The organism is Rhizorhabdus dicambivorans, assembly GCF_002355275.1.
GTDB lineage: Bacteria > Pseudomonadota > Alphaproteobacteria > Sphingomonadales > Sphingomonadaceae > Rhizorhabdus > Rhizorhabdus dicambivorans.
This window is the reverse complement of sequence record NZ_CP023449.1, coordinates 3,348,186-3,370,241: the sequence shown is the minus strand read 5'-3', so window position 1 is coordinate 3,370,241 and position 22,056 is coordinate 3,348,186. Positions and strand designations below refer to the sequence as shown.

General features: G+C 63.4%; 16 protein-coding genes. 13 read left to right on the top strand and 3 right to left on the bottom strand.

Annotated features, from left to right (window positions below; translation table 11 throughout):
* Window positions 1-313: 313 nt before the first annotated feature.
* The 9 genes from CMV14_RS15875 to CMV14_RS26505 all read left to right on the top strand — a co-directional run bounded on the left by CMV14_RS15875 (window position 314) and on the right by CMV14_RS26505 (window position 11,104).
* Complete coding sequence (locus tag CMV14_RS15875; protein ID WP_083216115.1) at window positions 314-1,084, top strand: IclR family transcriptional regulator; 771 nt, start codon at window positions 314-316, stop codon at window positions 1,082-1,084.
* A 130-nt stretch (window positions 1,085-1,214) separates the two neighbouring features.
* Complete coding sequence (locus CMV14_RS15870) at window positions 1,215-3,680, top strand: TonB-dependent receptor (RefSeq protein WP_066969244.1); 2,466 nt, start codon at window positions 1,215-1,217, stop codon at window positions 3,678-3,680.
* A gap of 32 nt (window positions 3,681-3,712) precedes the next feature.
* A complete protein-coding gene (locus tag CMV14_RS15865; protein ID WP_083216114.1) occupies window positions 3,713-4,669 on the top strand; it encodes a TauD/TfdA dioxygenase family protein in 957 nt (318 codons plus the stop codon).
* Window positions 4,596-6,308, top strand: a complete 1,713-nt coding sequence (locus CMV14_RS15860) for a thiamine pyrophosphate-requiring protein (protein ID WP_083216113.1) — start codon at window positions 4,596-4,598, stop codon at window positions 6,306-6,308. The genes CMV14_RS15865 and CMV14_RS15860 overlap by 74 nt, the downstream gene beginning before the upstream one ends.
* Window positions 6,305-7,639, top strand: coding sequence for a spinster family MFS transporter (locus CMV14_RS15855; RefSeq protein WP_083216112.1), 1,335 nt, complete (start codon window positions 6,305-6,307; stop codon window positions 7,637-7,639). The genes CMV14_RS15860 and CMV14_RS15855 overlap by 4 nt, the downstream gene beginning before the upstream one ends.
* A gap of 29 nt (window positions 7,640-7,668) precedes the next feature.
* Window positions 7,669-8,052, top strand: a complete 384-nt coding sequence (locus CMV14_RS15850) for a DUF427 domain-containing protein (protein WP_066969238.1) — start codon at window positions 7,669-7,671, stop codon at window positions 8,050-8,052.
* A gap of 84 nt (window positions 8,053-8,136) precedes the next feature.
* Window positions 8,137-8,565, top strand: a complete 429-nt coding sequence (locus CMV14_RS15845) for a GlcG/HbpS family heme-binding protein (RefSeq protein ID WP_066969237.1) — start codon at window positions 8,137-8,139, stop codon at window positions 8,563-8,565.
* A 4-nt stretch (window positions 8,566-8,569) separates the two neighbouring features.
* Window positions 8,570-10,717, top strand: a complete 2,148-nt coding sequence (locus CMV14_RS15840) for a malate synthase G (protein ID WP_066969236.1) — start codon at window positions 8,570-8,572, stop codon at window positions 10,715-10,717.
* Between the two features lie 3 nt (window positions 10,718-10,720).
* On the top strand, window positions 10,721-11,104 hold the full coding sequence (locus CMV14_RS26505) for a hypothetical protein (protein WP_141396753.1): 384 nt from the start codon (window positions 10,721-10,723) through the stop codon (window positions 11,102-11,104).
* A gap of 146 nt (window positions 11,105-11,250) precedes the next feature.
* On the opposite strand, the gene istB is transcribed toward CMV14_RS26505, so the two are convergent.
* The 3 genes from istB to CMV14_RS15825 all read right to left on the bottom strand — a co-directional run bounded on the left by istB (window position 11,251) and on the right by CMV14_RS15825 (window position 14,793).
* Window positions 11,251-12,051, bottom strand: a complete 801-nt coding sequence (istB, locus tag CMV14_RS15835) for an IS21-like element helper ATPase IstB (RefSeq protein WP_066970386.1) — start codon at window positions 12,049-12,051, stop codon at window positions 11,251-11,253.
* A gap of 11 nt (window positions 12,052-12,062) precedes the next feature.
* Window positions 12,063-13,583 (bottom strand): IS21 family transposase, encoded by a 1,521-nt coding sequence (gene istA / locus CMV14_RS15830; protein WP_096367681.1) that lies wholly within the window; start codon window positions 13,581-13,583, stop codon window positions 12,063-12,065.
* Window positions 13,584-13,680: 97 nt separating this feature from the next.
* Window positions 13,681-14,793, bottom strand: a complete 1,113-nt coding sequence (locus CMV14_RS15825) for a reverse transcriptase/maturase family protein (RefSeq protein WP_238147059.1) — start codon at window positions 14,791-14,793, stop codon at window positions 13,681-13,683.
* Between the two features lie 880 nt (window positions 14,794-15,673).
* Between CMV14_RS15825 and CMV14_RS15820 the strand changes: the two genes are divergently transcribed.
* The 4 genes from CMV14_RS15820 to CMV14_RS15805 all read left to right on the top strand — a co-directional run bounded on the left by CMV14_RS15820 (window position 15,674) and on the right by CMV14_RS15805 (window position 21,921).
* Window positions 15,674-16,471, top strand: coding sequence for an ArdC family protein (locus CMV14_RS15820; protein WP_096367764.1), 798 nt, complete (start codon window positions 15,674-15,676; stop codon window positions 16,469-16,471).
* Between the two features lie 157 nt (window positions 16,472-16,628).
* Window positions 16,629-17,978 carry a tyrosine-type recombinase/integrase gene (locus tag CMV14_RS15815; RefSeq protein WP_096367745.1) on the top strand — a complete coding sequence of 450 codons (1,350 nt, stop codon included), beginning with the start codon at window positions 16,629-16,631 and terminating at the stop codon, window positions 17,976-17,978.
* The gene (locus CMV14_RS15810) at window positions 17,975-19,762 is read left to right on the top strand and encodes a hypothetical protein (RefSeq protein WP_066970282.1); all 1,788 of its coding nucleotides are present in this window, start codon (window positions 17,975-17,977) and stop codon (window positions 19,760-19,762) included. Before CMV14_RS15815 ends, CMV14_RS15810 begins: the two co-directional genes overlap by 4 nt.
* Window positions 19,759-21,921 carry an integrase gene (locus CMV14_RS15805; protein WP_066970285.1) on the top strand — a complete coding sequence of 721 codons (2,163 nt, stop codon included), beginning with the start codon at window positions 19,759-19,761 and terminating at the stop codon, window positions 21,919-21,921. The genes CMV14_RS15810 and CMV14_RS15805 overlap by 4 nt, the downstream gene beginning before the upstream one ends.
* The last annotated feature ends 135 nt before the right edge of the window (window positions 21,922-22,056 follow it).

The following is a 22,056-nucleotide window of genomic DNA, read 5'->3' as shown; positions in this document are numbered from 1 at the left end:
CATCTCCTCCCTGGTTCTCGTTTAGCGAGAGCCGTAGAGGTTTGCGTGAGCCGCAAAATACCCCCGATAGGGGACAGCCCCGCACGATACTCCGATGCCAGCCTTCCAGCGGGCGTTGCGATCAAATTCCGCGATGAGTAATCCACGTTCTGAAGGAGGGCGCTCGTTGATAGCCGAGGGGCGCCGTGCAAGAACCTTTTTGGGCTTCACGAGCGGTTCGACCCGCGAGCGGGACTTGGATGCGGGCCGCGCCGTAGCGCCACCGGCCCTTCTTAAAAATTTGCAACAGCTGTAGCGAAAGAAAGAAGATAACGTGGCTGACGAAAACGACCGAGGTTCGGGATTGCGTACCATCGCGCTCCTAAAACAGATTGCGGAAAGTGGTAACACGTTCACGATAGCACAACTCTCTGGAAAGGCTTCTCTTCCGCCAAGTAGTGTTCATCGACTCCTCCAGCCACTAATCAAGGAGGGATTTGTCGAGCGTGGACCAAGTCAATCCTATCGGATCGGCAGCGAGTTGTTGCGCATCGCCTCACTTGTGCTTCGGCAGGTCGACGCGGCCGTGCTGGCGCGCCCGATCCTCCGTCGGCTATGGACCGAGTGGGAAGAAACGAGCTCCTTGGCGGTCTACAAGCCGACCAGTCGCAATGCGGTAGTGGTGGAAATAATCCAAACGCCACATCCGCTTCGCTTTGTGATCGAGCCTTTCACCGAGCTGTCGTTGACATGGGGTTCCTTGGGCCGGGCGATCCTGGCTTCATTGCCTCCAGCGGAAGCGGAGGACGCGATGCGAAGCCCTGCCGCGGGACCACTTAGCGGGCAGCCACCGTTAACCCGCGCGGCAATGGGAGAGATCATCGCAGAAATTCAGGCGCAAGGGTTCGCTCAGTATCGCAACGAGCAGGTAGACGCCGCCGGCGTCGCTGCGCCGGTCTTCCGGGCGGATGGCTCCGTCCTCGGGAGCATCGGTATCACGGCGCCAGCGCAAAGACTCCGAAAAGAGCTGGTGCCCGCAATGGCAAAGGCAGTGCAGGCGGCCGCTGCCGAGCTGTCGGCAACATTGGGATACGGCCCTCCTTGATTCCGTATTTCGGAACATAGATTACTTATATCGGAATCTTTGTTGACCCCTCGTTCCATCGCGGATAGTCGTCGCGTGACCCAAAGTGGGCACGTGGAGCGACGCAGAGCGCTGATGAGGGAGACTGAGGATGGTTTCGAGGCAAAGTGGACGTGGCGGCTTCGCACCGTGGGGTAGCGGTTGCTCCGCGATCGCAATCACCGCACTAACGTTAATTTCGGCCCCCGCCGGCGCACAGAGCACGGCTCGATCGGGCGCACCCGCTTCGAATGCTTCAGAATCGGCTGCCGGCCAAGCCACGGGCACCGACGCGGCGACCAACGCCGACATTGTCGTCACCGCCCAGTTCCGCTCGCAGCGGCTTCAGGACACGCCGATCGCGATCACTGCGGTGAATTCCGAAATGCTCACGGCTCGCGGGCAGACGAACATCAGTCAGGTCGCGGCAGAAGCACCGAACGTGAATCTGCAGCGTGCGCCCTCGACCTTTGGGCCGGCGATGCAGGCCTTCATTCGCGGTGTTGGTCAATCTGACTCGAACATCGCACTTCAACCGGGCGTCGGCCTGTATGTGGACGATGTCTACTATTCGACGCTTCTGGGCTCGATGCTGGAACTGCTCGATCTCGACCGCGTCGAGATCCTGCGTGGACCGCAAGGCACGCTCGCGGGTCAGAATTCGATCGGTGGCGCAATCAAGCTCTATTCCAAGATTCCGACTGGCGACGACGGCGGCTTTCTCGAAGGCACGTACGGCAGTTATCACAAGACCGAACTTCGCGGGGCGGCCGGCTTCACGATCGTTCCCGATCACCTGTTCGCCCGGCTTTCCGGTGTAGCGAACAATCAGGACGGTTACGTCACCCGCTACGATTACCGCTGCACTCATCCAGGCTCGACCGTTCCCAGCTTCGCTACAAGCGACAAGTGCAAGCTTGGAACCGAAGGTGGCAAATCCTATGGCGCGCTGCGCGGGACCCTGCGCTGGGAGCCGACCCATGGCGCCGAGTTCACGCTGATCGGCGACTATACGAAAGACAATAGCGAGTCGGCAGCTGCCACTTTGCTCTACGTCGGGTCGACCGCAGCCCCGGGAGCGCCCGCGACGGCTCCCTATTCGCTTGGGGGTGTGAGCCTCGGAACTGCGACTGGCTCCCCGTTCATCACATACTCGCCTTTTGGAAACTTCTCACAAGATACATTCACGCATAGCCCGTACGTTAGTTATGAAAATTACCTGAATTCCGCGCCGCGTGACGGGACCACCGCCTATTCAACGCCGGCAAAGAACTACGTCAATACGTGGGGTGTTTCGGGCCGTGCAAAGATCGACATCAGCGATGTTTTCTCGGTGGTCTCCATCACAGCCTATCGCTCCTACAACTCCATCTTTACCTCGGGCGACTCGACGCCTTTGAATGTCTCGCTGACGACGAATGACGATCGGCACACCCAGTTCAGCCAGGAGGTGCGCCTGAACGGGAGCGTGGCCTCCCTGATCGATTTCACCGTTGGGGGATATTACCTTACCCAGCGCGACTCCAATAACCAGCGCGTCCAACTCCCGACACTGGAATTCGTCCAGTCGGACAGGGTGCATCAAGTCACCAAGGCGGCCTTCGCCAACGCCGATGTGCATCCCTTCCAGGGCCTCGATGTGATCGGCGGCATCCGTTACACCGATCTGCAGAACGACTTCTTTTACGGGCGCCTCGGTACACCGGGCAGCATCTATGGCGGAGCCGCCCCGCCTTCGCTCGCCCCGCTGAACGGGCTGGCGGTGCCTTTCTCGAAAAAGCGCGTCGATTATCGAGCGACCGTCCAGTATCGCTGGAGCCCGGGGCTGATGACATACGCCCAGTTTTCGACCGGCTTCCGGAGCGGAGGAGCCAATCCCCGGCCCTTCTTCCCGTCGCAAGCAATCAACCACGGCCCCGAGACGCTCAATGCGTACGAGATCGGCTTTAAGAGCGACTTGTTCGACCGTCGGATCCGGCTCAACGGCTCAGCGTTCATAAACAAGTACAAGGACATTCTGGTCACAGTATCGACCTGCCCTGTCGCGCCTGTCGCGCCGTGCGCCCTGCCGATCAATGCGGGCGCCGCCAACATCAAGGGCTTCGAACTGGAATCGACCTTCCGTCTGGTCAAGGGATTGCTGATCGATGCGTCACTTGGCTACCTTGATTTCAATTACACGTCGTTGTCGCCCCTCGCGATCGCCGCTGGCCTCACGACCAGTAACGACGGCCCGTTCGTGCAGCGCTTCAGGGGAAGCGTCGGCACCCAATATACGATCGATGCGGGGAATTTGGGGACGTTTACGCCACGATTGGATGTCAATTTCCAAAGTCGCTATTTCTCCAATCCGGTGAACAGGCCGCCGTTCAATGAAATTCCCGCACGGACCATCCTCAATGGTCACCTAACCTACCAAGACCCCGGGAAAATCTGGGGCGTGACCTTGGAAGTCAATAACCTGACTGACAAGCTCTATTATGACGGCATCTTCGACAATCGGGGCTCGACGAGCTTCGTGCAAGGGTCGCCTGCGCTTCCCCGCACGTGGCAGGTCAGCATCCGCCGTAACTTTTAACTCGAATTGTATCGATCTGTAGGAGAATAGTCATGGCAACACTCGTCAAACCTGCCGCCTTGACGGATAACGTCTTGCCGCCGCCCATTGCCGCCGGCTTGCCTATGCCGAAGTTCAAACGCATCGGCGTGGACCCGATCAGCGGCGCATGCGGCTGTGAGATTTCGGGTGTCGACCTTCGGGGGCCACTCGACGACGAGACGCTCGCCGAGGTGATGAAAGCCTTCGAGCAATTCACGGTCATCGTATTTCGGGACCAGGACCTGACGCCCGACCAGCACAAGGCGTTCTCGCGCTATTTCGGCGAAATCACCGAGATTCCGCAGGCGCCCATCTACGGCGAACACCGCGATATGCAGGAGGTGCGCCGCGAAGCGCACGAGCCGGAAAGCGTGGTGCCCTCATTCGAGCATTTCCACACCGACAGCCCGTTCCTTCTTCAACCGCCCAAGTGCGTCGTCATGCGTGCGCTTGCCGTCCCGCAATGGGGTGGCGACACGGCTTTCTCGAATGCCTACCTCGTATACGAGCATCTTTCCGACAGCATGAAGAAAGTGGTCGACGATCTGAAGGTCGTCTACTCCGGTGCGGATCTCTGGAAGAAAAATCTGAGCAAAGCGCCGGACGAGCGGATGCGCTTGCGTGAAAGTCATGATTTCACCGAAGACGAGCTCACCAGCATTCACCCGGCGGTCCGCGTCCATCCTGTAACAGGTCGTCGCGCAATCTTCGCCACAACTGCCTACTTCAAGGGCTTCGTCGGCTGGAGCGAAAGTGAGAGCAAGGCACTGCTGGAATATCTTCAGGGTCTCGCACAGCACCTTCATTATCATTGCCGTGTAAAGTGGAAGAAGGATACGCTGCTCGTCTGGGACAATCGCTTCACGCTTCATCGCGGCATACACGACTTCAAGTATGAGCGCCGGCATCTCATCCGCACGACCATCAAGGGCGAACGTCCTATCGGTCCTAGCGACTTCAAGGGCTGAAGGCAGGATCATGAAGGTTAGCGAAGCGATTGCTGAAATCCTGAAGCGCGAGGGCGTCGAGGTAATTTTCGGGTATCCACGTAACGCGGTGCTCGAGACGGCGGCAGCGATCGGCATTCGCCCGATCATTGTCCGCCAGGAGCGGGTGGGCGTCCACATGGCGGACGCCCTCTCGCGAATGACACGCGGCCGGAAGATCGGTGTCTTCGCCATGCAGCACGGACCTGGCACCGAAAATGCCTATGGCGGCGTGGCCCAGGCCTATTCGGAATCGATCCCGGTTCTTGTGTTGCCGCAGGGCTACGCGCGAAGGATCGCGCATATCCCGGATAATTACAACGCGACCGTCTCGATGCGCGACGTGTCGAAGCACGTCGAGCCTATCAATATCGCCGGTGAGGTGGGCAACGTCATGCGGCGGGCCTTCACCCAGCTCCGCAACGGCCGCCTCCGCCCCGTGATCGTCGAACTTCCGTGGGACGTGCTGCCCGAAGAGCTGGAAGCGCCGCTCGACTATCATCCTTCAGTGAGCGTTCGATCCGGACCGGATCCCGAGGGTATTCGCGTCGCCGCCAAGATGCTGGTCGAGGCGAAGCGACCGGTCATTTATGCCGGACAGGGCATCCATTGGGCCGACGCCTATGAGGAACTCCGCGCGCTGGCCGAGCTTCTGGCGATTCCGGTATCGACCAGTCTGGAAGGGAAGAGTTGCTTCGACGAGACTCATCCGCTCGCGCTCGGCTCGGGCGGGGCCGCTGTTCCCGGCCAACTGCGCCATTTTCTTGACGAGGCCGACCTGATCTTCGGCATCGGCTGCAGCTTCTCCGAAACGGCTTTCGGCGTGCGCATGCCCGCCGGCAAGCGCGTCCTCCATGCAACGCTCGATCCCGCGGACATCAACAAATCCGTGCCGTGCGAGCATGCGTTGGTCGGTGATGCGCAGCTCACGCTTACCGCGTTGCTGGCCGCATGCCGGGACCTGGTGGACGGACCGCGGGACAGCGCGGCTATTGCTGCCGAGATCGCCGAAGTCGAAGCTCGCTGGATGGAAGGGTGGCTGCCAATCCTGACAAGCGACAGCGCGCCGATGACACCATACCGGGTGCTCTGGGAATTGCAGAAGACCGTCGACGTAGCCAACACGATCATCACGCACGACGCTGGCTCGCCGCGCGATCAGCTCACGCCTTATTGGAAGAGCATCACTCCGCTGAGTTACATCGGATGGGGCAAATCCACCCAGCTTGGATACGGTATCGGCCTGGCAATGGGCGCCAAGCTCGCCTGTCCCGACAAGCTGTGCATCAACGTGTGGGGCGACGCCGCTATCGGGTTCACCGGGACGGACTTCGAGACGGCGGTGCGCGAGCGACTGCCGATTCTGTCGATCCTGCTCAACAACTCTGCGATGGCGATCGAGCTGGATATCATGCCCGAGGCAACCGAGCGCTTCCGCGCGACCGACATCTCGGGTGACTATGCCGCCTTCGCACGAGCGCTCGGCGGTTATGGCGAACGCGTCGAAAAGCCCGCAGATATCGCGGATGCGATCCGTCGCGGCATCGCCGCCACCGAGGCCGGTCAGCCGGCCCTGATCGAGTTCATCACTTCCAAGGAGAAGAGGGCGTCACGTCTATGATGCCGGCAACCGACGGAGCGCTGGCCGACGGGCCTGCGATCGAAGCAAGAGACATCAATACCGGGAGCGACTGGTCCTTCGCGACGGTCTACGGCTTGGGCTTTCTGACCTTCGTTTCAGCGTTCAACTATCTGGATCGCTCGCTGCTGGGCTTGGCGCTTCCGCAGATCAAGCGCGAGATGCATGTTTCGGATACCGTTCTTGGGCTCGTGTCCGGCCTCGCGTTCGTACTCTTTTACTCGATCATGGGTGTACCGATCGCCTGGGCGGCGGACCGCTGGAACAGGCGGAACATAATCACCATCGGTTTCGCCTTTTGGAGCTTGATGACGCTGCTTACCGGTTGGGTCGGCAACATCTGGCAACTCGCGGTCACACGTTTCCTGATGGGCGCGGGTGAGGCCTGTGGCATCGCCCCCTCCAATTCCATGATTGCCGACCTCTTCCGCGCTGAACGCAGGCCGTTTGCGTACTCGATCTTCGGAACCGCAACCTCGATTTCATCGATCCTGTTCTTCCCGATCGCGGGCTGGATCGGTCAGCAATACGGCTGGAGGCAGATGTTTGTCGCGGCTGGCGTCCCCGGCCTCGTGCTCGCGCTGATCTTCGTATTGACGGTGCGGGAGCCAGTTAGGGGAGCGTCGGAGAAGCGCCGCTATTCCACGACCACACGCGAGCCGTTTTGGGGCAGCGTCCGGTTCCTGGCCGGCTCCCGCGCTTACATTGCGTTGCTCGGCGGCGCGACTCTGATGGGTCTCAATGTTTTCGGCGCCGCGGTTTGGACACCTACCTTTCTCACGCGTGTGCATCATCTCTCACTGGGTCAGGTTGCCGCGACAATTGGTCCGATCCGTGGTGCGTGCGGGGTTGCAGGCGTGTTGCTTGGCGGCATCCTGATCGACCGGCTCGGGCGCCGCGCGCCGCATTGGCGGATGACCCTGCCCGCTATCGCTTGCCTGATCGCGGGTCCGGCCGAAGCCGTGTTTGCGTTTGCGGACGACAAGTCCCTTTGGCTGTCGGCCTTCGCAGTCAGCGGTTTCTTTCTTTTGATCCATCAAGGACCTGTCTTCGCGGCGGTGGTAACCGTTGCCCGTGTCCGCATGCGGGCGGTCGCGACTTCAATCCTCCTTTTTTGCGCAGCTTTGTTCGGGCAAGCTGCGGGACCTCTCGTGATCGGATTCATGAACGATACGCTGAGGTCCAGCTACGGCGACAACGCCATCCGCTATTCGATGCTGTTTATCGCCGCGACCGCCGTGCTCGCCGGTGTGCTGTTTCTGCTCGCCGGGCGGTTCATCGCCGCTGACGCCGAACGGGTCACGGAGTCCTGAACAGCGCCTTTTGGAGCCGCGACACGCATATGACCGACCCTCTGATCCTCGCCCCGAGCGCCGACCATCCGATCACAATCAGGCCCAACCCGCGACGGGTCGTGGTCGAGGCCGGCGGCCAGGTCGTGGCTGATTCCTGCGAGGCGTTGATCCTCCACGAAGCGAGCTATCCCGCAGTTCAGTACATTCCCCTCAAACACGTGATGATGGCTTCGCTGCGGCCCTCCACGCATTCCACCTACTGCCTCTACAAGGGGACTGCGGCCTATTTCGATCTGCTTCCGCTGGGGGATCGAGGGGCAAACGCTGTGTGGACATACCTCAGTCCATACTCGGTGGCGGGCGCGATAGCAGACCATGTCGCCTTCTACGCGGACCGCGTCGAAATCAGGGAGCTGGAGTGTCGATCGTGATGGCTGCGCCGCCACGACGTGGTCGCCGGCAGCCGTACAGGTCGACGCCCTGTCGGCCGTTGTCTGGAATTTGAGGAGAATATTATGGCTCGCATCAGCCTGGAGGCGGCCGGGGACATTATTGAAGCCGTCTTTGCAAAAGGCGCAGCGTTGGGGTTGAAGCCGCTAAGCGCCGCCATACTGGACGCGGGGGGACATCTGATCGCATTCGCGCGGCAGGATGGAGCATCGACGTTGCGACCACAAATCGCGGTGGGCAAGGCGGCGGGCGCGCTTGGTCTGGGGGTCTCCAGCCGAGCGATAGGCCAGATGGCGGTCGATCGGCCGACGTTCGTCGCCGCGCTCGGGTCAATTGTGCCATCCGGCATCGTTCCAGCGGCGGGCGGTGTGATCGTCGTGGATGCTGGAGGCCAGCCGATCGGTGCGGTCGGCGTCACCGGCGACACCTCCGACAATGATGAGATCGCGGCCCTGGCCGGCATCGCCGCCGCTGGCCTCCAGGCGCAGGCATAAATCGATGGCGCAGATGGTGGATCGCCCCGGGCTTAAAGTCGCGGCGTCGCTGGCGTCCCTTATTGAAGATCGGGTCCTTCCCGGCACAGGCTTCGAATCCGGAGCCTTTTGGGCTGGCGTTGCAGGTATCTTTGCTCGCTTCGCGCCCTGGAACGCGACGCTTCTCGCCAAGCGAACCGATCTGCAAGCGCGCATCGACGCCTGGCTCGTACAACAGGGTGGCCACCCGGCCGATCACGCCGCCTATCAGGCCTTCTTGCGCGGAATCGGCTACATCGTCGCCGATCCGTTGGAACATCCGACGGGCATCACTATCGCGCCGAGAAATGTCGATGCCGAGGTGACGAGCCTCGCTGGCCCGCAGCTTGTCGTGCCGGTTCTCAATGCACGATTTCTACTGAACGCGGCTAACGCGCGCTGGGGCAGCCTTTACGACGCGCTGTACGGGACTGACGCGTTGCCGGGACCGCCGCCGGGCAGAAGCTTTGACCCGGCGCGCGGCGCTCTGGTGATCGCGTGGGCCAAGGGCTTCCTCGACAGAGCCGTTCCGCTCGCCCAAGGGCGATGGGCGGACCTGACCGGTAAACCGGTGCTGGCGGATCCCTCGCAGCTCGTAGGCCGGGCGGGACGGAACCTGCTGTTTCGCCACAACGGCCTGCACATCGAGGTGGTGATCGATCCTCTTCATCCGATCGGCGGGACGGATCCTGCCGGCATCGCCGATGTCATCATCGAAGCAGCCCTCACCACCATCGTCGACTTTGAGGACTCCGTCGCGGTGGTCGACGCGAAGGACAAGGTCGAGGCCTACGCCAATTGGCTCGGGCTGATGCGGGGCGATCTCGAGGCTACCTTCAGAAAAGGCGGAAACACTGTCGTTCGCAGGCTGGAGCCCGACCGTCAGTATGTCGCCTCGGATGGCTCTAACTATGTACTGCCTGGGCGCAGCCTGCTCTTCGCCCGCAATGTCGGTCATCTCATGACCACGCCGGCGGTCATTCTGCGGGATGGCAGCCAGGCTCCCGAGGGGATTCTCGACGGCATCGTAACGAGCCTTATCGCGCTCCACGATCTGAAGGGGAAAGGGAAGTTCCGGAACAGCCGGACGGGCTCGATCTATATCGTCAAACCCAAGATGCACGGACCAGAGGAGGTGCAGTTCACCGATCACCTGTTCGAAGCAATCGAGGATCTGCTCGGCTTGGCAAGATACACCGTCAAGGTCGGGCTGATGGACGAGGAGCGGCGGACCTCGGCGAACCTCGCCGCATGTATCGAGGCCGTAAAAAATAGGCTCGTCTTCATCAACACGGGCTTCCTGGATCGCACGGGTGATGAAATCCATACGTCGATGCGGGCCGGCGCGATGGTTCGCAAGGGCGATATGAAGAACTCTTCCTGGATCAAGGCTTACGAAGCCCGCAACGTCCAGATCGGCCTCGCCTGCGGGTTGTCTGGCAGAGCCCAGATCGGCAAGGGCATGTGGGCAGCCCCCGACCGCATGGCGGATATGCTGGAGCAGAAGATCGCGCATCCGCTGACAGGTGCGACCACCGCCTGGGTGCCAAGCCCGACCGCCGCTACCCTGCATGCTACCCATTATCATGAGGTGGACGTCTTCGCCCTTCATCCGGCGCGCCGCGCAGAGGCGGTTGCCAGTCTCGACGCGCTGCTGACCATGCCTGTCTCGCCAGGGACGAACTGGTCCGAACAGGAGGTGCGCGACGAACTGCAGAATAACGTCCAAGGAATCCTCGGCTACGTCGTGCGCTGGATCGATCAGGGCATCGGCTGCTCCAAGGTGCTGGATATCAACGATATTGGCCTGATGGAAGATCGCGCGACACTGCGTATCTCCTCGCAGCATATTGCCAACTGGCTGCTGCACGGCGTGTGCACCAAGGCGCAGATTGATGCTGCGTTTGATAAGATGGCCGCCAAGGTCGATGCGCAGAATGCAGGCGATCCGCGCTACTCCCCAATGGCCGGTCGCCCAGAAAGCATGGCGCTGCAGGCGGCTCGGGCGCTGGTGTTCAAGGGGGTCGAGCAGCCGAATGGCTATACCGAGCCACTCCTTCACGCTTGGCGCGAACGAGTGAAAGCAGAGGAAGCGGCGGAAGCCGGCGAGCTCAAAAGAAAGCTGGGAGCTTGAAGAGTGAGCGCTGGCGGAGAGATACTGCGAGCGCTCAAGACGCTGGAGGAGTTTCAAGGCGAATTTGCCGATATCGCCGCGCGCACGGATGATGCTCGGCGACGTGAGCTTGTCGTGTTGCGGCGCAGGCATGCCGAGCAAATGGCGGCGATCGCCGATCTCTGCGATCCCTTCTTCTCCGCGCTCGGTTCAAAACAGGCCGATGCATATCGCCAAAAATTCTCGCGGATGCGATCAGCGACAGCGCTTCACCAGGCCGAGTGGCCGGCGGTAAGATTGAACGAAGCTGCGGAGGGATACCGAAGTTCGGCGCTGCGTGTCCGCCAGACATGCCTCGAATTTATCACGTGGGCGCGTGCAACGCTTCACGTGTCAACGCCGGGATAAAAACGGGCCAGGCACCGGTTTAAAATGGGGCCAGTTGGTTTGAACAAAAAGCCCCAAGGTTGAGGCTGGGCAGCATCGGCAGCGGGGAAGCGGCTGGAGCGGAGCGGAAGCCGATTTCCCGCTGCCGATGGCCGCCCGTTCTTAGGTCATTTATCCTCCCCCTTGTCCTTCTGGCGCTTGCGGCTGCTGGCGAGACGGAAGCTGTCACCATTCATCTCGAGAATGTGGACGTGGTGTGTCAGCCGGTCGAGCAGGGCGCCGGTCAGGCGTTCGGAGCCGAACACCGATGTCCATTCATCGAAGGGCAGATTGCTGGTGATCAGCGTGCTGCCGCGTTCATAGCGCTGGCTGAGTACCTCGAACAGCAACTCGCCGCCCACGGCGGTGAATGGTACATATCCCAACTCGTCGAGGATCAGCAGCTTTACAGATGCCAGATGCTTTTGCAGGCTGCGCAAGCGACGCTCGTCGCGAGCCTCCATCAGGTCATGGACCAACGCCGCGGCCGTTGTGAAGGCCACGCTGTGCCCTTTCTGGCACGCAGCCAGTCCTAGCGCGAGGGCGGTGTGGGTCTTACCGGTGCCGCTGGGGCCCAGCGCAATGACATTACGCCGCCGCTCGATCCATTCACCGCGCGCCAGTTCCAGAACCAAGGCCTTGTTCAGTGATGGCTGGGCTGCAAAGTCGAAGGTGTCAAAGCTCTTGGTGTGCGGGAAGCGAGCCATGCGGATACGGCGCTCCACCATCCGGCGCTCGCGATCAATCCGTTCAAGTTCGCACAGGCGCAGCAGATAGCGGGGGTAATCGGCCCGATCCTGCGCGGCCTCGAAGGCGACCTTCTCATACTCGCGCACAAAGGTGGGCAGCTTGAGCGCTTTGAGATGGTTGGCCAGTAGTACAGCGGGCGGCACGCTGGTGGGTTCGGCCTCGATGGCTGGCAGCGGCATCATGGGATCACTCATGCTGCCACTCCCGTCGCTGGAGTGCCTGCCTGCGAGAGCAGGCCCATGTAGGTGCGCGGATCGGTACGCCCGACATTCGCGCGCGGCAAATGCGGGTAAAATTGCAGATCGAGGCGCGGCACACGCTGTTCGAGGCGGGCCAGCGCGATCATCTTGATCGCATCGAAGCTGATTGCCCCCATCTCCAGCGCGCGGGCCACTGCCCATTCCACCAGGGACTGCTCGAAGCGTTCGCATAGCCGCAGCACCTGGATGAACTCGCGCCGTCCCTCTTTGCCGCTGCGCGCCTCCATCAGTCGTCGGATGCGATGCATCGGTTCAGCCAGCACCCAGCCATCGAGCGGCGCTGCCTGATCAAGCGCGCGGGGTTTCTGTTCTAACAGCGCCAGATAGTGCAGCGGGTTGGCAATGAAGTCCTCCCGCTCATAGCTGCGCGGATGCACTGCGATCAGCTCCCCGCCACAGATGATCGCAACCCGATCGACATAGCCTTTGATTACGACCTCCTGGTGGGCATAGGCCGTCGGCACCGAATAATCATTGGTACGATAGCGCACCAGCGACATCGACGAGGCCCGCCCCGTCACCATATGGCAGGGATCGAACGGCACCGCCGGTAGCGGCATAAAGGCCGCCAGATCAGCCACCAGCCTGTCACCGATGCTGCGCTCATGCCCGCGCAAGATGGCCTGTCGTCGCTCCATGCATTGTTCGACAAAGCGCGCGTTCAGCGCATCAAAGCTGGGCGCCTCTGGCCTCGGCACCATGAAGTGGCGCCGGGAATAACCGACCAGCCCCTCGACCTTGCCCTTGTCGTTACCCTTGCCGGGGCGCCCGAATTTGTCTTCGAACAGGTAATGGCTCTGGAGGGTCGAGAACATCCGGCTGCGCTCGCGCTTCCCGTCGCCCAGGATCTGCGCCACTGCCAGCTTGGTGTTGTCATACAGGATCGACTGCGGGATGCCGCCGAAGAAGGCAAAGGCCGCCACGTGCCCTTCGCAAAATGCCTCAGCCACCTCGGCAGGATAGGCTTTAACGAACGGCGCATCGCTGTGCGGCAGGTCCATGCAGAAATAGTGGAACCGCACCAACTTGCCGTCGATGATCCCGTCCGCCTCACCAAAATCCACCTGCGCATGCCCCGGCTTGTGGCTCAATGGTATGAACACCTCGCGGCTGCGCAACTTGGCGCCCGCCACATAGTCGCGAACAATGGTGATGCCGCCGGTGAAGCCATGTTCATCGCGCAGACGCTCGAAAATACGCGCGGCAGTGTGTCGCTGTTTGATGTGAACCTTGCGGTCATCCACCAGGATTTGGTCAATGATGTCGGTAAATCCGGACAGCTTGCGGCTGTAGGTTTGCCCGCTCCGGCCGTGCGCTGCTGGCTCTGGAAAGCACAGCATCTTGTCGACGGTCTTGCGATTGATCCCAAAATACCGGGCGGCAGCGCGACGGCTCATCCCGTCAATCAGCACGGCGCGGCGGACCTTCTGATAAAGCTCCACTCTCTTCATCCTCCACCTCCGCCCAAAAACGGAGGTCTAGCAGGACTGGCCCCTTTTTAATCCGGTGAGACTGGCCGATCCGTGGCCCCTTTTATTCCCGGTGTTCTCAGGCGCAGACATGGAAGCCGAGGAACGGCGATCCCTTCGATGCATCGCGAACACCCGTCTTCTCCGGTGACACCGCCAGACGCAGCCGATCAGCGAGGAAGTGCTGTATATCGGCCATGATCTGCACAGCATCCGCCTTGCTGCCGATCACACCGACAAGGAAGTCGTCGGCATATCGGCAATAGCGAAGGCGGCGGAAGCCGGGGTCCATCGGATCGACCGACGACACTGTCAGCCGTTCCTTCTTGATGGCCTTGATCCGCGCCTGAAGAGCACGGGCCTCGGCATTCTCCGCACCATCGGCACGAAGAGCATCGATCTTCTTGCGAAGTTCGGCGATCCGGTTGGAGTGCGAGAGATAGGCGGGATTAGACCGCCTGCGCGCTCCCTGATCAAAGTCCGCCCGCATTTCCTCCATGAACAGATCAAGCTCATGCAGATAGATGTTGGCGAGCAGCGGCGAGACGACGCCGCCCTGCGGCGTTCCGCTATAGGTCCGCTCGACCTTCCAGTCTTCCATGCACCCCGCCTTCAGCATCGCCTCGATCAGGCCGACGAACAAAGGATCGTCGATCCGGCGCGAGAGCAGCATCAGCAGGATTTCATGGTCGATGTTGTCGAAGAACCCGCGGACATCCACTTCGATCAGCCATTTGACGCCCGTCCAGGTGTGCCGGATCTCTTCGAGAGCCGTGTGGCACGACCGACCCGCCCGGAACCCGTGGCTGTGTTTCGAGAACACAGGCTCATAGATTGCCGAGAGGATCGTCCGGACCACCTCCTGGACGATGCGGTCATCCGCTGTCGGGATGCCCAATGGGCGTAACTTACCATTGCCCTTGGGGATATAGACCCGCCGCACAGGGCGAGGGCGGTAACGGCCTTCGGCCACACTCCGGGCGAGACGGTCGAGTTTCTCCAGCGTCATGCCGTCGAACGTCGCGCCATCGATGCCCGGTGTCATTGCGCCCCGGTTCCGGGACACCCTGACATAGGCCCGCTCATAAAGGTAACGAGGCCTCATGAGGCGGTGAAGACCATTGATCCGCTTGCCCACCCGCGACAGGGCCGGAAGCGTCTCGATCCGTCTCAGGATAGTAGCGGTCTGCATCAGCAGTTCCTTTCCATCGAGTTGTCGAGTTTTACAGAACTGCCGTCCTTCCCCCGGATGCGCCGGGTTTCGGCACGATCACTCGCCCCTTATGCCGATGCTCCGTCCGCTTCGTGGCGGCTGTCCCGGCCGTTACGCCGGGCGTTTGAGTACTATGACGGCTCCGTCGCCGTGCAGGTCCGGGCAAGCCGTCCTGTTTAGGCGATCCCGCAGTTGCGCGAGCGAGGAGTTGCGATGCGTTTAGGTGCCCCGTTCGTTCTCGTGATCCCCTTACCGGGGCTGCGCCGTGTGCATTGGCAGTGATCCACAAGGACGGGCTTCACACTGCACACGGGAATGGCGTGTCATCCGCATTCGCCACCGCTTACCTATTAACCGCAGAGAACTGGGATTCAGACAATCCAGTCTTCACCATGCGCACCTTGTCTGCGGGTCAGCCATCAGGCTGCGGAGCTCGATTTCGATCCCTTCACCGACATGCTATGGTCCCGTTTCCCTTTCGGGATTTCAGCCGGCTCATCACCAGCACCGGTAAGTCGGTCAGACAGAAGCTACGCCAATAAGCTTCGTTCGATAGAACACTCCTTTCTTCTTCGCGCCACAACGGCGCACGCCATGCGGTGACGATCGCTGGCGTGGCTGATGACGCCGCGCCTGCGCGCGGCGGCGTTGTCTGTGCCTCTCCCGGTACGGCGGGTGCGGGCGGCGCTCCCGGCTAGGCCCGTCGCGGCCGAAGCCAACCCCTTCGGGGTGCTCCACATCCGTTCCGCCCTGACGGTGTCTTCGCCCGCTCGAAGCCGGGCCTCTTGGTCGCGTCTCGCCGCCCACCCCCGCCTTCCGGGGAGGCTTGCTGCTTTTCGGGTGGCGATGGAGGACAGCGATGCGCAAGACCACCAGCCGCCGTGCCCGCTGCGAGGGTGCCGAACCGAACCGCGACGAGGGTCGCGCCAGCCTCTATGACGAGGTGACGGCGCGGATCGTTTCCGAACTCGAAGCCGGGCGTTTCCCTTGGGTCCAGCCTTGGGGACGGACGGGCGGGACCGGCCCCGGCCTGCCGAGAAATGCGCTCACCGCGCGCAGCTATTCGGGCGTCAACGTGCTGATCCTGTGGGGCGCGGTGATCGAGCATGGCTGGTCTTCGCAATCGTGGCTGACCTTCCGGCAGGCGCAGGACGCGGGCGGATGCGTGCGCAAGGGCGAGCATGGCGTGACCGTCGTCTATGCCGACCGCTTCACCCCCGAGGCCGAGAAGGAACGCGCCGCGCGCGAGGGGGGCGACCCCAAGGCGGTGCCGTTCCTCAAGCGGTTCACCGTCTTCAATGTCGCGCAGTGCGAAGGGCTTCGCGCCGGGCTGGCGTCCGATCCCGCGCCGCTGCCCGAGCGCGAGATCGTGCCCGTCGCCGAGGAGGTGATTGCCGCATCGGGGGTCGATTTCCGCATCGGCGGCGACCGCGCCTTCTATGTCCGGAGCGAGGATTTCGTGCAGGTGCCGCCGCAGCCCGCCTTCTACGAGCAGATCAACTATTACCGGACCTGCCTGCACGAACTGACCCATGCCACCGGGCACCCCGCACGGCTGGCGCGTGACCTGACCAACGGCTTCGGCAGCAAGGACTATGCCCGCGAGGAACTGGTCGCCTTATCTGGACAGTCTGCGCCGCTCGCAACTTTGCAGTAAGGTCGGCGATGGACGCCCACGGTAGGCAGTAATCAGGCTGGCCGTAGCGCTGACCCAAGAGCTGGCGGAGGCCAGCCTGATTGCTGCCGGGTCATAGTGCGCAACGGTGTGAAGGTCAGCTTCCCGGTGGGGGGGCCGGGGGGAGGGCTTCGCGCCGGTGTCGATCATTACTGTTTGCGAGCGCCGCGAGGCCAGGGGCCTCGATGCGCATGTGCCGCTGATCCTGCGCGGCGACGCGCTCTATGATCCCGATCTGGATCGCTTCTTTCTCGACCTGCCGTTGTCGGGCGTCCGCTCGCGGCACTCGCTTCGCGCCTATGCCTATGATGTCGTTGTCTGGCTTCGCTTTCTCGATGCCTGCGGCAAGACCGTGTGGGCTGCGACCCGCGACGATGTCGACGCCTATCATCGTGAGCGACGCCGCGACGAGGCCGATCACCGGATAACGGCCGCAAGCTGGAACCGCGCCGTCGCCAGTCTCGATCGCCTTTACCGATGGGGTGAGCAGCACGGGCTGATCACCGACGCGCCGTTCAGCCGCCGCGCCGTGTGGCGACCGGCGCATGGTGGCCGTCGCGGCATGATCGCGGCGCGCAATGACGCCTATGAACGTGTTGCCAGGCGATCAGATGTGCGGTTCGTCACGATGGACGACTACCGTATTTTCCGCGAGGTCGGCCTGCGCGGCCTTACCCCTGACGGCACCGAGCGCCCCGGCGCGCGCGACCGGAACGGGCTGCGCAACGCGCTGTTTGCCGATCTTCTCGTCACCACCGGCCTGCGCCTCGAAGAGGCGTCGGGCCTGCTCGCCGCCGAGCTCGCGGCGATCGACCGCGAGGACGGCGATGCCCAACAACTTTGGCTGCCTCTCCCGCCACCGCTGACCAAGGGCGACCGGGGACGCAGCGTCCTGCTCCCGCGTCGGCTGCTTCGTCAGATTGCCGCTTACGTCGCCGTCGAGCGCGCAGCGGGCGTGGCCAAGTTCGCCGCGCGAGACGGCGCGACCAAGCTCGAACGATCGATCCCTGTCACCCGCGCCGGTCTCGACCGCATGCGCGATATCTGCACCCCGGAGGAACGATGCCGCCTGATCCTGTACGACGAGGATGGATCGCCCCGCGAGCCGGCGGCGCTGTGGCTGACCGAGGTAGGGCAGCCTGTTCGGCCCAACTCGTGGGAGGTGATCTTCACCCGCGCCTGCAACCGGTGCGCGGAGAACGGCTTCCCGCTGTCGATCAACCCGCACCAGCTTCGCCACACATTCGCAGTCCATATGCTCGCCTTGCTGATCCAGCAGCGGTTGCGCGAAGCGGCATTGCCGGTCGGACCGCTGGAGAGCTATCGGCTGATCCTCGGCGACCCGCTGCAGCAGGTGCAACGCCTGCTTGGCCACGCCAGCCTCACCACCACCTATATCTACCTCGACCATATCGCGACGCGCGCCGATACGGTGGACGCGGCCGTCGAGGAGCTGCTTGCGCTGCTGCCGGGACCGCAGGGCGCATGAGCGGCCATCCCCGCAAGGGCCGGCCTGTCGCCTTCGCGCCGATCACGCCGGAGCCACAGAAGCCCGATCCGGTGCTCGGCCTCAAGTTCACCATCGAGGCGCGGCATGGCGGAACGGTCCTGGTCGATATGGCCGCACTCGATCCCCGTCCGCTCGCTATCGCCTTCGCCGGCGCGCTGCGTCGATCGGCTGCGCTCGGGGGACCGATTGGTGCGGCCAGCGTCATCAAGCAGTATGTGCAGGTCTATCGTCACTTCTTCGCCTGGCTTGGTGATGGTGCGCCGGGGGTGACCGGCGTCAACGACCTGCGTGCAGTCCATATCGATGGGTTCGCCTCCGCGCTCGAACAGCGCGGGATGGGCGCGATCCACCGGCACATATCGGTCGGCAAGATCGTCAACACATTGCGCGCGATCGAGGCAGACCGGCCCGATCGGATCGCGCCCGACCTGCATGAGCGGCTGCGCTACACGCTGGCCACATCGGCGGGCCGCTCGACCCCACGCGATGCTTATAGCCCCTTCGTCGCCCGCGCGTTGCGCGACGCCGCGAGGACCGACGTCGAAGCGATGTTCCGCCGTCTCGGTGCCGACGACCGCACCGATGAGGGCGACCCGGTCATCGCCAGAGCGCGGGCCGACGTCGAAGCGATCATCGCGCGGCAGGGCTTTATCGTTGCAGACCACCCGGCGCTGAAGAGCCTCTATTTCATGCGCATGCGGCGCGGATTGCCGATCAGCACGCTCATCGATGATCTGCATGGCCGCCATCACCCGCTTGCGCGCGATCTGCCGGCGCTGCTCGTGCTGCTCACGCTCGATACCGGCCTCGAGCCCGAGTGCCTGAAGACGCTGACCACAGATTGTCTCACCAACCCCCATGCCGGCACGGTGGAGCTGCGCTATCTCAAGCGCCGCGCCTGCGGCGCCGAGCACAAGAGCATGCGCGTGCGAGATGGCGGTGGGGGCACGCCTGGTGGTCTGATTCGTCGCCTGATTGAGGTCACGGCGATTGCCCGCAAGCATCTGAACGACGATCGTCTTTGGGTTTATCACAACGCTGGCGGCCTGCGGGTAGGCATCCGCCACCCGACGGAACGGATCGATGCCTGGGTAGCTCAGCACGCTATTGTCGATGACGACGGCGAGCCGCTCCACTTGCTGCTCTCGCGGCTCCGCAAGACCCACAAGGCGCTGTGGTACACCAAGACCGAGGGGCACATGACCCGCTTCGCGGTCGGCCACTCGCGCGAGGTGGCGGCGCGCCACTATGCCGATCTGCCGTCGCTCCGGCCCGTGCACGAGACGGCCGTCGCCGACGCCTTCCGCGCGGCGGTCGCCGCCGCGATGCCGACCGTGCTTCCGCCCACCGCCGAGCAGACGTTGCGCGAAGCACCCGAACAGGCCGCGCCGCTGATGCCGCCCGATACCGTGGGTCCGTTGCTCGACGGCGAACAGGATGTCTGGCTCGCAGCCTGCGCGGGCTTCCACAACAGTCCCTTCGCCGAGGCCGGATCACCCTGCGCGCAGCCCTTCTGGGGCTGCCTTGATTGCCCCAACGCCGTCATCACCGTGCGCAAGCTCCCCGCGATCCTCGCCTTCCTCGCCTTCGTCGAAGAGCAGCGGCTGAGCCTGCCCGCGACCGACTGGGCGGCCAAGTTCGGCCGCGTCCATGCCCGCATCACCGCCCAGGTCCTGCCGGCCTTCTCCGATGCCGTCATCACCGATGCGCGCCGGCAGATGGAGGGCGAACGGCTTTATCTGCCGCCGGAGGTCCGCGCATGACCATGCCCGTTCATGCCCAGGCGCCCGCTTTCGACGATCGCCCCGTGCTGGCGAGCGCGCCACTCAAGGAAGGCCATACCCGCGAGGCGCTATCGCGCGTCGGCGACCCGAGCTGGGATCTCGGTCCCGCCGTCTTCCGCGAGAACGCCCGGCGCTGCCACGTCACCGTGCATTTCCACGTGCTCGAACATGCCGATGTGCAGGCGGCGATGCGCGCCTATCTCTACGCCCGCCTCAACGCCGATCTCCCCGGCTATCGGACGAAGTTACCACCCGCCTGTATCCGCCAGGCATTCAACCGTGCCCGCCGGTTCTTCGCCTTCGCCCGCGAGCGGCTCGGACGGCTCGACGTTTCCCGTATCGATCAGCCATTGCTCGATGCCTATGCCCGTCATCTCCGTGACGATCCTGCCCGACGACCCGTCATCGTCGGCCACCTCCTCGAAGTGGTCTCAGATCTCTATTACTATCGCGACCACCTCGATAGCGGAGGCCTTGCATTCGAGCCTTGGGCCGGACAGGCGCCCGCCCGCGTTGCGGGCTACCGCCATGTCCGGGAGAACCGCACGCCGCGCTTCCCGGAAGAGGTCATCGCCGCGCTACTCGCCTGGTCGTTGCGCTACGTCACCATATTCGCGGACGATATCCTCGCCGCCCGCCGCGAGCTTGCGCGGCTCGAAGTGCGCCGGGATCGCCTTGCCGCCGCCGATGCCGGCCTTCCAGACCCTGATCGCCGGCAACGTCGCCGCACCCGCCTGAAGGCCTATTTCGGCCGCCGACGCCGCGAGGGGCGCGGCGCGCCGATCTGGGGCACCGCTCATAACGGCAAGCTGCGCGTCGACCCCAACACCGGCGCAGTGACCCCACCGATCAACGCACATCTCCTGCATCTCCATGTCGGGATCGACGTGCAGGCCGAGCCTGGCGCGCATCTTCTGCTGACAGGCGGTGAAGCGAGGTTGATCGACGCAGTGGCGGCCGAGCTGGGGGTAGAGGTCGGCGGCATGGACACGCCGATCACGATCGATCCTGACAGCGGTCGGCCGTGGCGCGAGCGCTTCGATGCGAAGACTCTCGCACACGAGGAACGGATGCTTCAAGCCGCTGCCTATATCGTGTGCGCCTACCTGACCGGCATGCGCGACTGCGAGGTGCAGGCGATGCGGCGCGGGTGTCTCTCTATCGCGCGCAGCGAGGACGGCCTGATCGAGCGCCATCGCATCCGGTCGACCATCTACAAGCGCCGGGCGGCGGTGGGCGAGGCGGCGAGCTGGGTGACGATCGAGCCGGTCGCCGCCGCGATCATGGTGCTCGAACGCCTGTCGGCAGGGCCGGCGCGCGCCAGCGGCAGCGATACGCTCTGGCCGGTGCTGCGCGCGAGCGCCGTCTCCAAGACGCATCTGTCGAGCGAGGTGGTCCGCCAGCTCAACACCTTCCGCGACCACCTCAACAGCGCCTTCGGCACCCCCGATGAGCCGGTCATCCCGCCCGGACCCGATGGCAAGCCGTGGCGCATCACGACGCGGCAGTTCCGGCGCACGATCGCGTGGCACATCGCCAACCGTCCGTTCGGCACCATCGCCGGCATGATCCAGTACAAGCACGCCTCGGTCGCCGCGTTCGAAGGCTATGCCGGGACCAGCGCATCAGGGTTTCGCGCCGAGGTCGAGGCGCAGCGTCGGCTCGGTCAGATTGACGATCTGCTGGACTATTTCGACCGGCGTCAGGGCGGCGCATCGCTCGGTGGACCGGCGGGACCGCGCATCGCGCGGACGCTCGACGATGCCGCCGTCAGACAAGGGCCTTTGCCCGCCATGATCGCCGATCGCGCCCGCCTGCGCGTCATGCTCGCCAGCGTCGCGCGCACCTTCCATGTCGGCCCGCTCGCGGATTGCTTCTTCGATCCCGCGACCGCGCTCTGCCTCAAGCGCGTGACGACCCCCGATCCGGCAGGGCCGCTCACTGCCCTGTGCGAGCCGACCCGCTGTCCCAACGCCTGCATCACCGCCCGCCACAGGCCGGCCTGGGAACGCGCGGCGGCCGATGCCAGGGCGCACTTACGCGAACGGCGCATCTCCGATCTCCAGCGTCAGGCTCTCCAGCGCGAGCTGGATCGCCTGAGCGTGGTGATTGCCGGGATCGACCCTCCCGCGCCGTAGACCACCCCGGTTGTTGGCGGAGTCCTGCGCCGGTCGGCGCGCCCGCGCAACGGCTTCGCCGTCCTTCGCTTCGCTGCGGCCCTGACGGGTGCGCGAGCCCCCCTGTGCCCGGCGCGAACGGGCCTCCGCCGCCGG